At 55.7% G+C, this 13,061-nt stretch carries 13 protein-coding genes and 1 tRNA gene; 1 reads left to right on the top strand and 13 read right to left on the bottom strand.

Features of this window, described 5'->3' with window-relative positions; translation table 11 throughout:
• Positions 1-34: 34 nt before the first annotated feature.
• The 6 genes from GIV26_RS23585 to GIV26_RS23560 all read right to left on the bottom strand — a co-directional run bounded on the left by GIV26_RS23585 (position 35) and on the right by GIV26_RS23560 (position 3,376).
• Positions 35-358: a hypothetical protein gene (locus GIV26_RS23585; RefSeq protein WP_236282418.1), complete on the bottom strand. Its 324-nt coding sequence runs from the start codon at positions 356-358 to the stop codon at positions 35-37.
• Positions 359-398: 40 nt separating this feature from the next.
• Positions 399-1,040, bottom strand: coding sequence for a hypothetical protein (locus tag GIV26_RS23580; RefSeq protein ID WP_229999321.1), 642 nt, complete (start codon positions 1,038-1,040; stop codon positions 399-401).
• Between the two features lie 67 nt (positions 1,041-1,107).
• Positions 1,108-1,680, bottom strand: coding sequence for a hypothetical protein (locus tag GIV26_RS23575; protein WP_057978429.1), 573 nt, complete (start codon positions 1,678-1,680; stop codon positions 1,108-1,110).
• 18 nt (positions 1,681-1,698) lie between these two features.
• The gene (locus tag GIV26_RS23570; protein ID WP_003187543.1) at positions 1,699-1,926 is read right to left on the bottom strand and encodes a RebB family R body protein; all 228 of its coding nucleotides are present in this window, start codon (positions 1,924-1,926) and stop codon (positions 1,699-1,701) included.
• Between the two features lie 103 nt (positions 1,927-2,029).
• Positions 2,030-2,572, bottom strand: a complete 543-nt coding sequence (locus GIV26_RS23565; RefSeq protein WP_172415492.1) for an RNA polymerase sigma factor — start codon at positions 2,570-2,572, stop codon at positions 2,030-2,032.
• Positions 2,573-2,659: 87 nt separating this feature from the next.
• The gene (locus GIV26_RS23560; RefSeq protein WP_158068757.1) at positions 2,660-3,376 is read right to left on the bottom strand and encodes a Crp/Fnr family transcriptional regulator; all 717 of its coding nucleotides are present in this window, start codon (positions 3,374-3,376) and stop codon (positions 2,660-2,662) included.
• 195 nt (positions 3,377-3,571) lie between these two features.
• On the opposite strand from GIV26_RS23560, the gene GIV26_RS23555 reads away from it, so the two are divergent.
• Positions 3,572-3,648: transfer RNA gene (locus GIV26_RS23555), tRNA-Arg, on the top strand.
• Between the two features lie 410 nt (positions 3,649-4,058).
• Here GIV26_RS23555 and GIV26_RS23550 read toward each other — a convergent pair.
• The 7 genes from GIV26_RS23550 to GIV26_RS23520 all read right to left on the bottom strand — a co-directional run bounded on the left by GIV26_RS23550 (position 4,059) and on the right by GIV26_RS23520 (position 13,009).
• The gene (locus GIV26_RS23550; protein ID WP_236282416.1) at positions 4,059-7,157 is read right to left on the bottom strand and encodes a type I restriction endonuclease subunit R; all 3,099 of its coding nucleotides are present in this window, start codon (positions 7,155-7,157) and stop codon (positions 4,059-4,061) included.
• On the bottom strand, positions 7,150-7,383 hold the full coding sequence (locus GIV26_RS23545) for a PDDEXK nuclease domain-containing protein (RefSeq protein WP_236282414.1): 234 nt from the start codon (positions 7,381-7,383) through the stop codon (positions 7,150-7,152). The genes GIV26_RS23550 and GIV26_RS23545 overlap by 8 nt, the downstream gene beginning before the upstream one ends.
• A 176-nt stretch (positions 7,384-7,559) precedes the next feature.
• Entirely contained in the window at positions 7,560-8,711 is a 1,152-nt protein-coding gene (locus GIV26_RS23540; RefSeq protein WP_236282412.1) for an anticodon nuclease, read from the bottom strand.
• A gap of 1 nt (position 8,712) precedes the next feature.
• On the bottom strand, positions 8,713-10,008 hold the full coding sequence (locus GIV26_RS23535; protein ID WP_236282410.1) for a restriction endonuclease subunit S: 1,296 nt from the start codon (positions 10,006-10,008) through the stop codon (positions 8,713-8,715).
• Positions 10,005-11,564 (bottom strand): type I restriction-modification system subunit M, encoded by a 1,560-nt coding sequence (locus GIV26_RS23530; RefSeq protein WP_236282408.1) that lies wholly within the window; start codon positions 11,562-11,564, stop codon positions 10,005-10,007. The genes GIV26_RS23535 and GIV26_RS23530 overlap by 4 nt, the downstream gene beginning before the upstream one ends.
• Positions 11,565-11,633: 69 nt before the next feature.
• The gene (locus GIV26_RS23525) at positions 11,634-12,626 is read right to left on the bottom strand and encodes a restriction endonuclease (RefSeq protein WP_236282431.1); all 993 of its coding nucleotides are present in this window, start codon (positions 12,624-12,626) and stop codon (positions 11,634-11,636) included.
• A 26-nt stretch (positions 12,627-12,652) separates the two neighbouring features.
• Complete coding sequence (locus tag GIV26_RS23520) at positions 12,653-13,009, bottom strand: HVO_A0114 family putative DNA-binding protein (RefSeq protein ID WP_236282406.1); 357 nt, start codon at positions 13,007-13,009, stop codon at positions 12,653-12,655.
• Positions 13,010-13,061: the final 52 nt, after the last annotated feature.

The raw sequence follows: 13,061 nt of genomic DNA, 5'->3' as shown, positions 1-13,061 counted from the left end.
TGAACGTTGCGAAACAGGCGCTGTGAAACCTGGTTTAGGGTTTCGCTGCGGGGCCCAGCGCCGCTTCAATCTGGGCGATCAACCCTTGGATCAATGCCTGCACTTCCTTGCGTTGCGCATCCTGGTCGGGAGCTGCGCCGTCCAACACCTGGCGCAGGGCCGCTTCACGTTGCAGGGCAGCGATCTTGAGCGCTTGTTCGTTGGCCTTCGATTGCGCAAGCACTTCGGTAGCGCGCTTGAGGGTTTCGTCGACGATGGCCTGGGGCGTTCCGGCGAAAATCTGCGGGTTGCGCAGCATCGCTTCGAGCCGTTGGCGGTCGTCGGTGGACAGGACCGAAGGTGTGGAAGGGGGTGCCATGTCGATCTCCTTGGGTTTTACGTCGCCTGCAAAAGGGCCGCTAAAGCCGCACCTCTCTGCCGTCTTCCCAGAAACCGGCAAAGAAAAAACGCGGCGACGCAGCACAGAACGTCGCGAGCTCTGCCGGTGTCATCGCTGAGGGTTGCCGATTGAAGATGGCCGGCGGTGGCGGAACCAGATTGGCCGCGTTGTAGAGGTTGCCGACCTCATAAGCGTTGGCCGCGAATTGTGAGCAAAAGGAACCGCTGCCTATCGCTATCGACTCATTGATCCGAGCCTGCAGGGTGTCGTTGGCCTTCCAGTTCTTGAATGCAGAAAGCATCGCGTTCCACGCGCTATAACTGCCGTCGATTTCATCGCCGAGCTTGTCGAAATAAAACTGCTTGGCCGCCAGCGCCGCCGCAAACCCCAGCTCAGTGTCACGGCAGGAAAACACCATGGCGGTGCGAGGGGGTTTTTCCAGGCTCACGTCAGTCAACGCCAGGCCAGTGCCGACGCTTTCGATCACCATGGTCTTGCTCACCGCAATTGCCGGGTGGACCACATTCAGATACGTCGTGTCCTGTGAGAACACCTTGGCTTTGACCAACTGACCGGCTTTGATGAAAGCCCGCGTCGTACTGTCATCTTCTTGCTTCACCGAAAAAATAAGATCTCCAACGTCCATGATGTCGCTCCTCACTCAAGAAAAGTTGCTTTCAAGTTGCTGTTGCACCGCTCCAGCAGAACGCCGAAGCGCTGTGCTCGGTTCAGGCCGCTGGCGCGGCCCGGTTGGCCAAGGTGTCGGCGTACTTGGCGATGCTCTGGTCGATCTTGTCGATGGCCACGCTGGCGGCTTCGGCCTCCATTGCACCGGCAGCGGCAGCCACAGCGGCAGCGGCGCCCACCAGCAGGTCGGTGGCCAGGGCGCCCAAGGCGTCTTCGGCAGCGGCCGGCAGGTTGTCCTTGACGATGTTCTCGGTCATTTGCTGGAGCAGCACGGCCTGGGCCGCCAGGGCGATCTTGCTGACCCCGTCGAAGTACCCCGCCGCCGCTTGCGCCACCAGCCCGGCCGCCTGGCTGATCATCATGTCGGCCGGTACCGCGATCTGCGCCGGCGCATAGGCAAAGTTCTGCGCGTTAGTGAACTGCACCGCCTGCACGATCTGGCTATTGAGCGCCGCCGTACTGTCGGATGACGGCGTGCTCACCTGGTTGAGCAGGTGCTCGTTCATGCGCGCCATGATCGAGCGCGAGGCCGGTGCGGCGGGCGCCGACGCAGGTGGGTCGGCGGCGGGCGTTGCTTGGGAGGCGGCGGGTTTCTTTCTGCTGAACCACGACATAATCGATCTCCCGAGGGCTCAGCCCTTCTCGCCAATCTGCATGATCAGCGCCACGGCCTTGGAGATCACCGCGTTGGAAATCTGATTCATCGCCTGCTGGCTGTTGACCGCGTTCTGCAACGACAGGCCCGCCGCGCTGCTGGCCACCTGGTACAGGGACGCGATGGCCTGGGCTGGCGCCTCGGCCACCACCTTGACGTTGGTTTGAGTGACCGCGTCGGTGATCTGGCTGTTGACCTCTGTCATACATCTCTCCTTGATGGCATTCACCCAGGTTTGGGTGTGGATAGCGGCGGCGTGCTGCGCTCATACCACTAGAACGCCCCACGCCAACGTCTGTGAATCGCCTTCAGCGCAAGGCACTGCGCAGCAGTTGCACACGCTTGCGCACCAGCGGCAGCTTCACGTGCAGCTCGGCGGCAATTTGCGGGTAAGGCAGGTCGTCGACAAAACGCATCTCGAACAAGCGCTGCTGCAACAGCGGTAACCGTGCAACATGCGCCTCGATCTGCTCCAGGCGCTCATAACATTCCACCCGCTCCAGCACCGAAGCGCAGGGCGCGGCGAGCGCGGCCAGGTGATCGTGTTCAAGGTCCACCGAATCATCGAACAGCCGCCCCTCGCGCTTGCTGCGCCGCAGGCTGTCGAGAAACACATGATCGAGCACCAGAAACAGAAACCCCTCGGGGTCACGAATGCGCTCCGGCGAGCGCCGAAAAAACAACAGGGCCTTGATCGCCGTGGCCGCCAACCACTCCTGGCCCTGATCCAGATTGCCCTTGGCCCTCCGCAACGCCCGGCGCCTGAGCTCGCCGTGCACAGCGCGCCAACTCGCTTCGAACAAACGGTCATCGGCGGCCCATTGATCCTTGAACTGAACAGTCATCCCCATCGCCAGCACTCCTGTGCATCCTTGATGAAGCGCCAGTCTGCGAGGGCTCGACGGGGGTACGCTGTTACCTGGGGAACACCGCCACAACTAATTCAGCGCAAAAGCCTTGCGCCGCAACTGCTCGACATCATTGATCACCATGCGCTCCAGATCGCCGCTGATCACCCCACTGCGCCGCCACACTTGCAGCTGCACATTCAGCTTGGGCCGGCTGGTATTCAGCATCGACGCCAACACCCCTTGGCTTGCGGGCAACGACACACTGGGCAAGGCCAACGCCAGGTCGATCTCACCCAGGTTGGCCAACAAAAACCGCGCCAACCGCGACTCCAGCCGATGCAGGCACACCAACTCCAGCAACTCGATGGCGTGCAGTAACCTCAGCATCATCAGCATCAACAGGCGCCGCAGAAACACCGGCTCCTCAAACAACACAGCAAAATGCCGGCTACCCAACTGCAACAAACGCGTGGGCCCGCTGGCAAAGGTAGAAGACTCGCGCCCATGATCCTTGATCAACGCCGTCTCCCCCACCACCTGCCCGGCCCCGGTACTGCCGATAATCTGCTCGCGCCCATCGGGCCCATGCACCACCGAATAAATCCGCCCCTCCACCACCAGCGCAATGAATTCGAGGGTGTCATCCTTGAAATACAACAGCTCACGATCATCCAGCGTGCGCTCCACCATATGGGTGGCCACGTAGCGCAAGAGATGCTCCGGCATACCTCGAAACAAATCGGAGCGAGCCAGCAGGGTTTGTCTGAGCGGGAGATCGAGCATCACGGTTCCTTTGGAATGCATGCGTTCACCTGAGGAATTGCGGCGTGGAAGCGGGTTAAAGCCACAAGAGCAAAGCAAACAAAGGGACGTGCGGCGCGGGGAGTTGTGAATGAGGGTGGCGATTAGCCATTTTTTGTCGGAAATGGACGACAGGGGGCGGGGGAAATGCCGGAATGGACGCATCAGGTCGACATGGGTATGATGTCGCCCGCACAAGCATCCGTAGCTCAGCTGGATAGAGTACTGCCCTCCGAAGGCAGGGGTCGTGGGTTCGAATCCCGCCGGGTGCACCAGATGTGAAAAGGAAGAGCCCCAGGTTGAGAGATGTGGGGCTTTTTTGTGGGCGACGATTTAGTGTTTTAGCAATGCCTCCAGCCGAACGGCAAATTTCCTTCGGAATCGTTTGTGCAGTGCCAGCAGCGTCTTATCGACGGCCGCTGTGTTACGCCGCTTAACGATGGCCTGCAATACTTGCTCCAACGGCGGCAAGCTGCCAGCGCTGCTAAGTTTCGCCGCTGGGACATTCGCCAATAACTCTGCGACTTCAGCGTGGGTGAAACTAAAACTGTCCCCTTTTCTGACGCCAGGGAGGAAGCACTATATGAGGACAAAGCATCGGGCGAATTGTCAATCAAACTGCATCTCAGCGCATGGGCTGTCTGAGAGCACTTGGTTCGATCCATATACTAGCCCTGCTGCTACATTATAAATTTCCACCTACACCTTTGAATTTTTCAACAAAAGCGGCGATCTTCTGGAAGGCAGCTCGCTTCTTCTGAAGATATTTCGGATTAAGGGGACTCATTTTTGGCAAGATCGCATTAAGCTCAGTTCCATTATCGCTAGCAAACTCCCTTTTTAGAGAAGTGGCGATGTAGCGTTTAGCTGCCCCTTCATTCAGTTCCTCATCGTTGATCAGCTCTTGCGCCTCGCGCCGCTGTTCTGATTGGGCAAAAGTGTAAAATGCGTCGATCACACTAGCCTTGTCAGCAATCCCATCAAGCTCGGTCTGGTTGATGAAGTCCACCACTAGGCTTTCTTTGGCGCGATTGCCCAGGCTGGCACGAATCACCCGGCGCATGTCCTCGACCAGTTCCGCCTTGCCCTTGACTTTCTTGTTCTTCTCGAAGATCAGCTCGAGGATGTAATCTAAGTTGATTTCCTGCGACTTGAGCAGGTCCACCTCGAAAACCACATCGTCCCAGTCAATGGTGGACTTGCCTACTTCGTTACCCGCTTTCTCTCGCCGCAGCCAATCCCGGATGTCATTGTAGGTGGAGCGATAGTCCTGGACCTTGCGCTCGAAAGGCAGGCGGATGGTCTGCAGCTCGGCTAGCTTCTCATCATCCAGGTGGTGTTCAAGCTTAAATGCTTCCAAGGCCTGAGCATCACTGATATCGACCGTCTGCAGCGCCTTGAGCGCGGCAAACTCGTCGTAGTTCTGCAGCACGTTTTCCACGCGCAGGTAATCGCCGAACAACTTGACGAAACCTTTCTTCTCCGATTCCTTGATGATGTTCGCTGGGTCGGGAAAAAGCTGCTCCAGCTCCGTCACTACATCCATGAAGCCACGCCGCGCCTCACCGGTCATCGTGTCGGTGAAGCCCTGCATATACTCCTTATAACTTTTTTCCAGCACCACGTTGCGCGTATTCTTGTCGCCGAACAGCGTGATGGCGTCGACCGTGGCCTGCTCCAGATCGCGAAAGGTGACGATGTTACCGAAAGTTTTGGTGGCATCGAAGATGCGGTTGGTACGTGAAAAGGCCTGGATCAGGCCGTGATAGCGCAAGTTTTTGTCGACGAACAGCGTGTTGAGCGTTGGTGCATCAAAGCCGGTCAGGAACATGCCTACTACGATCAGCAGGTCGATGTCCTGATCCTTCACACGCTTTGCCAGGTCGCGGTAATAGTTCTGGAAGCCCCTGCTGTCCACGCCGAAACTGCTTTTGAACAACGCGTTGTAGTCAGCAATCGCCGTGCTCAGGAACTCTTTAGCGGTGCTATCCATTGCCGATACTTCGAAGCTTTCATCGACAATGTCGCCAATGGCGTCCTGTTCTTCATCGGGGGCGAAGGAGAAGATGGTGGCGATGCGCAGCGGCTTGTCGCTGCCTTCCTGCAGTTTCTGCAACGTCTCGTAGTACGCTTTGGCAGCATCAACGCTGCTGACCGCGAACATGGCGTTGAAGCCCTTGTTTGTGCCCTGCAAACGATGGGTCTTCTGGCGAAAATGCGTGAGCAGATACTGCGAGATTTCGCGAATGCGCGTCGGGTGGAGCAAAGCCTGACGGTTCTCCGCAGCGCTGAGCTTCTTCTCGTCCTGCTCGGCTTCCAGAGCCTTGAACTGTGGACGGACATCGTTGTAGTCCACCTTGAACTTGAGCACCTTCTCGTCACGGATGGCATCGGTAATCACATAGGAATGCAACTCGCGGCCAAACACGCTAGCGGTTGTATCGGCGCCCAGCGCATTTTTTGGGAAGATCGGCGTGCCGGTGAAGCCGAACTGATAGAAGCACTTGAACTTCTTCTTCAGATTCTTCTGCGCCTCGCCAAACTGGCTGCGGTGGCACTCGTCGAATATGAACACCACCTGCTGGTGGTACACCGGCAGGTCACCTTCGGTCTTCATAAGGTTGTTAAGCTTCTGGATGGTGGTGACGATGATCTTGTTGTCGTCCTTGTCCAGGTTGCGCTTGAGGCCTGCGGTGCTTTCAGAGCCATTGACGCTGTCGGGTGAAAAACGCTGGTACTCCTTCATGGTCTGGTAATCCAGATCCTTGCGATCCACCACGAAGAATACCTTGTCGATGAACTCCAGCTCGGTGGCTAGGCGCGCAGCCTTGAAGCTGGTCAGCGTCTTGCCCGAGCCGGTAGTGTGCCAGATATAACCACCGCCCTCGGTGCCGTTCCAGCGCTTGGCCTGCCTGGCACTGCGAATCTTCCACAGGATGCGCTCGGTGGCGGCAATCTGGTACGGGCGCATCACCAGCAGGGTGTTGCTGACATCGAATACCGAGTAGGTGAGTAGTACATCGAGCAGGGTGCGCTTCTGGAAGAAGGTCGCGGTGAAGTCCTCCAGATCCTTGATCGGGCTGTTGTCGGCCTGCGCCCAGTTCATGGTGAAGTCGAAACTGTGCTTGTTGCGCCGCGTGGTGTTGGCGAAGTAGCGCGTATCGGTGCCATTGGAGATCACGAACAGCTGCAGATACCTGAACAGCGAATGCTCGGTGTTGAAGCTCTCCTTGCTGTAGCGGTGCACCTGATTGAAGGCTTCGCGGATCGCCACGCCACGCTTCTTCAACTCCACCTGCACCAGCGGAAGGCCATTAACCAGAATAGTCACATCGTAACGGTTGGCGTGGCTGCCCGCCTGCTCGAACTGCTTGATAACCTGCATCTTGTTGCGGGCCAGGTTCTTCTTGTCCAGCAGATAGATATTCTGGATACGCCCGTCATCGAACACGAAGTCGTGTACATGGTCGTCGTGAACCTTGCGGGTCTTGTCGAGGATGCTGTCGCTGGGCTTATCCAGCCAGCTTTCCACGAAGCGCGCCCACTCGGCGTTGGAAAATTCGACGCCGTTCAGCGCCTGCAACTGTGTGCGCACATTGGCCAGCAGGGCTGGCATCGTCTTCAGCCCGCTGGAATGCTCATAGCCCTGATTGACCAGATCCTGGATGAACTCGCGCTCAAGATCGCCTTCGCTCTGGTAGCTCTCGGCAACTTTCCATTCTCTGACGAACCTGTCGAGCACGATGAAGGCGTTGGACTCGGCGATGGTCTTGTAATCAGTCATTGCTTGGGGTCTCCCCAGGTTTCTGTGCGAGTTCGCTTACAATTTGCTCCACTGTCGGCAATTGCAACTGCACTTCGAGTGGAATGTCCTTGGTGATGAATGAGCTAACGCCCATTGATTTGTGGATATCACTCAACGCGCACTTCACATCCAATTTGTCCTTGTCTTTACACAGGATCACGCCAATGGTCGGCTGGTCATCTGCGGCACGCAACTGGTCGTCCACGGCGGACAGCTAGAAATTGAGCTTGCCAATGTACTCCGGCTGAACCCACAGGCCTTCTGCGAGCGTTGAACATGCTGCTTGATGGTAGCCAGCGCCTGTCAGTAATCTCTGGTGCGGGTTATTTCGCCCATGCGTTGTTCCTTTCCAACGTCACGACAACAAATCTCGTCACTCGATCAGACGCCCGGCGCCTCTTCCTGTTGCCAATAGCCGTAGTTGGCCAACAGATGGTCCAGCAGCAACTTGACCGTCTGCTTTTCTTGCGGGGTTGGCTCAGTGACGCTCTCATTGGAGAGCGTGCTGTGGCTGGTGAACTGCATAATGCGGTTTAGGTAAGCCTGCTTGTCGTCAGGCAAAAGCGCCGACCATTGCGGATAACCCAGAAAGCTGGCAGTTTTTTCGTAGAGGTTGCGCAGCAGGGTGAAGTGATAGCGCTGTACCTGACCAGCGGCAATTGCTTGCTCAAGGGTCTGCCGCAAGTGGAGATGGTAAGAAAAACTCTTGTTGGAGTCGCCGTACTTGACACACAAATCAAAGCTACCGTCATCCAGACGGCCCAGTAAATAGCAACCCTCTTTCTTGCCACCCTTGCTGAGGCCAAGCTCATTGTGCAGCACGTTGTAGAAAAGCGGGCTGTGGGTGGTGATGACGAATTTCAGGTCCGAGGGACAGGCCTTGATCAGCCCTGCAAGATTGACCGCCAGCTCAATAAGATGGTTTTCGTCCAGCGAACTCACCGGGTCATCAATGAACACATACTCCAACTGATCGAACTCCCGCGTCTCACGGTCCTCCGGCTCAGGCACATTGCGCGTGCTGACGATCTGGTCCAGCAACGTGTAAAAAATACTCCAGATAAAATTGCTTTCTTCACCCTTGGAAATCTTAAGATTCCCCGAGCTTTGGTCGTCACCGCGCTCCTGCGTAAAAGTGACTTCCGAAAAGTCTGCACTGAAATGTGGGGTAAGTTTGTCGCTTGTATAATGCTGGAAGTATCTAGCAATGTTGCCGTCCTGCCCTAGGTCACGAAGCATCGCTAGCAGCCAGTCCGTGAATGAGTTGGGCTGAATCCTCAGCCTAGGCTCAGTATCCAGCGCCAAGTCGTTATCCCAATAGAACAGGTCTTCGGTAAAAGCACTGAAGTAGATAATTTTGTGGCGCGACACCGCCGGCGTATCAAACGCCTCTTCACCGTCGCCCTTTGCGACCAACTGTTTAAACTCGCGCGACAGGCGTGTCTTGCCCGTGCCGTTGAAGGCATAGATCAGCTGGACCTTCTTGTTGGCGCTCTTTAACTGCTCGGCGATCTCGGTCAACGTCTTGCTCATTTCAGGCCACCGTCTCTTCCGGCTTGGGAAAGCTCAGCAGCAAATCGCGGTAATGCTCGTATTGCTTCTGGCGCAGCTCGATCTCGCGGGGCAAGCCTTCGCTCATCGAGTTGGTGAGGGTGTCAAACTTGTCCAGAGCGCCGACGATGCGAGCCTGTTCCGCTAGCGATCTTTCAGGATCATCGGGGTATGGAACAGGGATCAGCACTTCTTTTTTTATACCCTCGATGAGTAGGCGTTTAACTTTTCCGCTAGACACATGCTTCGTCTTCTGAGAATTGAATGAAGCTGTTTGCATCGCGTAGGAAATATACTTTGGATTCATCGAGTGACGAAAAGCATAGCTATCGTCGTGAATGGCCACCCTCTGAGTTCCTAGCCACGCGACAGCCTTGCCTACATCTTCCACGGTTTCACCAACGCCGGCTATAACAACGTCATCTGGCTCGGCATAGCGCAGCGAACCAGCCATGTCATCTCGAACCTTTGAAAACGCGTGATCGGCCCACACACCATATTGGGTGTAAATTTCACCGTAGTGGATGACGCTAATACCTTCTTCGACGTAATCAGCTTTCGTAAATCGCTTCCCACGAATGAATTCGCCAATATCCCCCAGCGCCCTCCACTCCACCTCCACTTCTACCTTTTCCTCAAAACTCAACAACCGGTCGCGATAATAGCTGTATTGTTGTTTGCGGGCGGTTAGCTCGGCGGTTAGCTCGGTGGTCAGCTCAGAAAAAGTATCCAATATTCGTGCGATTTCGGCCTGAATCTCAAGCGACTTTCCCGGCATATCCGGGCAGGGAATGGGGAACTTGTAGTTTGAAATCATCTGTAAGTTAAGACCGCCACGAGCGCCACTTCCCGAAGATATTTTTCGCAAACTCTCGTATTGAGTTTTCAAGAAGTGGTACAGATAGTCAGAATTAACAATTTTTTCGTCAACAGTAACCGATGCGAGTGACTGATTGGTAGTTAACTCAATTCTTGTCCTTGCAACTTTCCCACGAGTTTTACCTTGCCCCGCTAACGCAATCACGAGTGATTTCTTTGGAACGAACTTGGCGCTGGAATTTCTCATTCCCAACTCGGTAATAAAGCTTTCGGTTTTATATATCGTTTCTAAATTAACCTCACCCGAACTCATCCAAGGAATTGTGCCGTCTTCCCAAAATTCCGCGACTCCAGTTTTAGGAGTTCCGCCAGACGAAATTTTTTTGGCTACTTCCCCCAACGCCCTCCACTCCACCGCCGCCCCATCCAGCAGCGTGTCTAAATAATTAACGCTGCTCATGCCTCCAACTCCTCACCTTCAATCTCCGCGACTATGACATCAATATCCCTACGCAGCTGATCGATTCGGGCGACGGTGGTTTTTAGCTTGGCATTGAGCTTTGCAATATCCACTACTTCGCGGGTATCCCTGACTTCCACATAAGTGCTGACCGACAGGTTATAGTTGTTGGCGGCTACCTTCTCTAACGGCACTGACTGCGCGAAATAATCGACATTCTCCTTGTTGTCGAACACCCGCATGATGAGCTCGATATGCGCATCTTCCAGCGAGTTGTTGTTGATGCCTTTCCTGAACAGCGCGTTGGCGTCGATGAACTGGATGTCGGTGTCAGTTTTGTTTTTTGCCAGCACCAGAATGGTCACGGCAATGGTGGTGCCGAAGAACAGGTTGGGTGCCAGCGAAATCACCGTCTCCACATAGTTGTTGTCAACTAGGTATTGGCGGATCTTCTGCTCGGCACCGCCCCGATAGAAAATACCGGGGAAGCAGACGATAGCAGCGCGGCCCTTGGCCGAAAGGTAGCTGAGTGCATGCAGAACAAAGGCGAAGTCCGCTTTGGATTTGGGCGCTAGCACGCCGGCCGGCGCAAACCGGTCGTCATTGATCAAAGTGGGGTCATCACTGCCGATCCATTTCACCGAATAGGGCGGGTTGGACACGATGGCATCAAAGGGCTTGTCATCGGCAAAGTGCGGATTACGCAGCGTGTCGCCCAACTGGATGTTGAACTTGTCGTAGTTGATGTTATGCAAAAACATGTTCATCCGCGCCAAGTTGTAGGTGGTGTGATTCACCTCCTGACCGAAGAATCCATCCTCGATAACGTGAGCATCGAAGTGCTTTTTGGCTTGCAGCAGCAGCGAGCCTGAGCCACATGCCGGGTCGTAGATCTTGTTGACACTGGTCTGCTTGTGCATGGCCAGTTGGGCGATCAGCCTGGACACATGCTGCGGGGTAAAGAATTCCCCGCCGGACTTACCGGCATTGGCGGCGTAGTTGGAGATAAGAAATTCGTAGGCGTCGCCGAACAAATCGATATGGCTAGCATCGAAGCTGCCAAACTCCAGCTTACTCACTCCCTTGAGCACGTCCGCCAAGCGCCTGTTCTTGTCAGGAACAGTACTGCCCAGGCGATTGCTGGTGGTGTCGAAGTCAGCGAACAGGCCTTTGATGTCCTGCTCGGAGGCGTAACCATTGGCTGAACCCTCGATGGCGGCAAAGATGCGTGCCAAATCGGTGTTCAGACTATCGTTGGTGCTGGCCTTGGCGGCGACGTTACTAAACAACTGGCTGGGCGCAATGAAATAGCCCTTGGTCTTGATTGCGTCGTCTTTGACAGCGGAAATCAGCGGATTGTCATCTTCCATGGCAGCATAATCGACCGTGCTATCACCACCGCTGATGTAGTCAACGAAGTTCTCGCTGATGAAGCGATAGAACAAGGTGCCGAGCACATATTGCTTGAAATCCCAGCCGTCGACTGCGCCACGCACGTCATTGGCGATGGCCCAGATTTGACGTCGCAGGGCGGCTCTTTGTTGGGTACTGGTCATACGGTTTTCCTAGTTCAAAGGGCCTGGCTCACATGGGAGTACACGCCAGAAGAAATTATGTGTATAGCGTCAAGCAGGCCAATACAACCGTTTCAACGGAACGACTCGTTTGGTCTCGGCGTCGGTGGCGTCGTAGTGTTCGATCAATGCGCGGACCACATGGTCTAGTGTCCACATCGCCAGCGGTATCGAGGCGCGGTCGGCTTCGTATTGAGCGTCCTTGGTGAAACCGCCAGTACTGACGTACAGCCCGCGATCATCCTTGTGGCGGCCACCAAGAAAGCTGCGTACTTCTTGGCTGCCCATCTGCCCCTTTCGGTGCTTGACCTCCACCACGATCCGCGGATGCTCGAAACCAAAACCGTCGGGCGAGGCTACGATGTCCTTACCACGGTCTGAGCCAGGTGGAGACACTTGGGTCTTGTAGCCCATGGCGCGCAGGATGCCAGCGACCAGTTGCTGCATGTCGTCCCAGTCCAGTTCATTGACCCGGTCCTTGATACGCTCCAGTGCCTGCGATCCAATATCGGAGAGTGGATCGGCAATGACATCCTCGGATTCATTTTCCACTGCTGGCGCGGGTTTACCCTTCAGCGCGGCCAGCACTTCCGCTGCTGCATTGGACGGCACCTCGAACAGGGTCAGGGTCGAACCCAGGCTGTTTTTGGTGCTGGTGCCCAAATTGTCGCGCGGCAGGTCCTGCTCTTGCCATTGCACCTTGCGCACCAGCGGCATACCTTGCTCGCCCCACTCGGGATGGTGCTCGGCCGGACCGGTGACCTTGCCAATTGAATACAGTCGATTAGCCGGCGAATAGGTTAAGACCCAATCGCCATCCTGTATGTCATTGACGAACCGCCAGACTTGAGATGCGCCCGAGATAACCGTCCCTTGTTTTGCCTGGGGTTCAATGGACTGGTACCGAGCGATCAACTGTTTACGTCCGACTCCAGGCTTGGCATGTGCCGCCAGTTGGTTCCAGCCCACGGCTGCAATGCCGCGCTCCCGAAAAGCATCGTACAGGCTGCCACCTTCGCCGCGTACCATCCACATCCTGACCATCGTGTTCCCTCTCATGTTCATGCCCATCAATCCAATACGACCAAGAACTCGATAGCCAGTACGGTCGGTTGGACGTCCCGGACATTGCGCTGCAACGAGACCAGACCGTAATCCGCCATTAGACGCAAGGTGCGTGACAGATTCGGGACCTTACGGCCGCTGAGTTCAGCCAGCTCTGTTAATGATTTCGGGTGCTTCTCATGGATTAATCGCAGCAAACGACGGTTGTCGTCTGAGAGCACAGCAGCAAGCGACGCCAACGAACTGAACCAAATCTGCGGCATCTCGCTCCTCGGTCGATGATGGCCCGCGCCATTTGGTCGATGAATACCAACGATGCACCGCTTCATGTTCAATCCCGAGATGTAATTCCGACCGAGCATATCAGTCTCTGATAATCATCGTCGACTTCAAGTATCACACCCGCCCTTGCAC

The sequence above is a fragment of the Pseudomonas sp. PA-1-3F genome, from assembly GCF_021609665.1.
Classification (GTDB): domain Bacteria; phylum Pseudomonadota; class Gammaproteobacteria; order Pseudomonadales; family Pseudomonadaceae; genus Aquipseudomonas; species Aquipseudomonas paracarnis.
This window is presented reverse-complemented; position numbering and strand designations above follow the sequence as displayed.

Coding starts and splice junctions, on each gene's coding strand:
- GIV26_RS23585 (WP_236282418.1), bottom strand. CDS start 358: ATGGCACCCCCTTCCACACCTTCGGTCCTGTCCACCGACGACCGCCAA.
- GIV26_RS23575 (WP_057978429.1), bottom strand. CDS start 1,680: ATGTCGTGGTTCAGCAGAAAGAAACCCGCCGCCTCCCAAGCAACGCCC.
- GIV26_RS23570 (WP_003187543.1), bottom strand. CDS start 1,926: ATGACAGAGGTCAACAGCCAGATCACCGACGCGGTCACTCAAACCAAC.
- GIV26_RS23565 (WP_172415492.1), bottom strand. CDS start 2,572: ATGGGGATGACTGTTCAGTTCAAGGATCAATGGGCCGCCGATGACCGT.
- GIV26_RS23560 (WP_158068757.1), bottom strand. CDS start 3,376: ATGCATTCCAAAGGAACCGTGATGCTCGATCTCCCGCTCAGACAAACC.
- GIV26_RS23550 (WP_236282416.1), bottom strand. CDS start 7,157: ATGACTGATTACAAGACCATCGCCGAGTCCAACGCCTTCATCGTGCTC.
- GIV26_RS23540 (WP_236282412.1), bottom strand. CDS start 8,711: ATGAGCAAGACGTTGACCGAGATCGCCGAGCAGTTAAAGAGCGCCAAC.
- GIV26_RS23535 (WP_236282410.1), bottom strand. CDS start 10,008: ATGAGCAGCGTTAATTATTTAGACACGCTGCTGGATGGGGCGGCGGTG.
- GIV26_RS23530 (WP_236282408.1), bottom strand. CDS start 11,564: ATGACCAGTACCCAACAAAGAGCCGCCCTGCGACGTCAAATCTGGGCC.
- GIV26_RS23525 (WP_236282431.1), bottom strand. CDS start 12,626: ATGGTCAGGATGTGGATGGTACGCGGCGAAGGTGGCAGCCTGTACGAT.
- GIV26_RS23520 (WP_236282406.1), bottom strand. CDS start 13,009: ATGCTCGGTCGGAATTACATCTCGGGATTGAACATGAAGCGGTGCATC.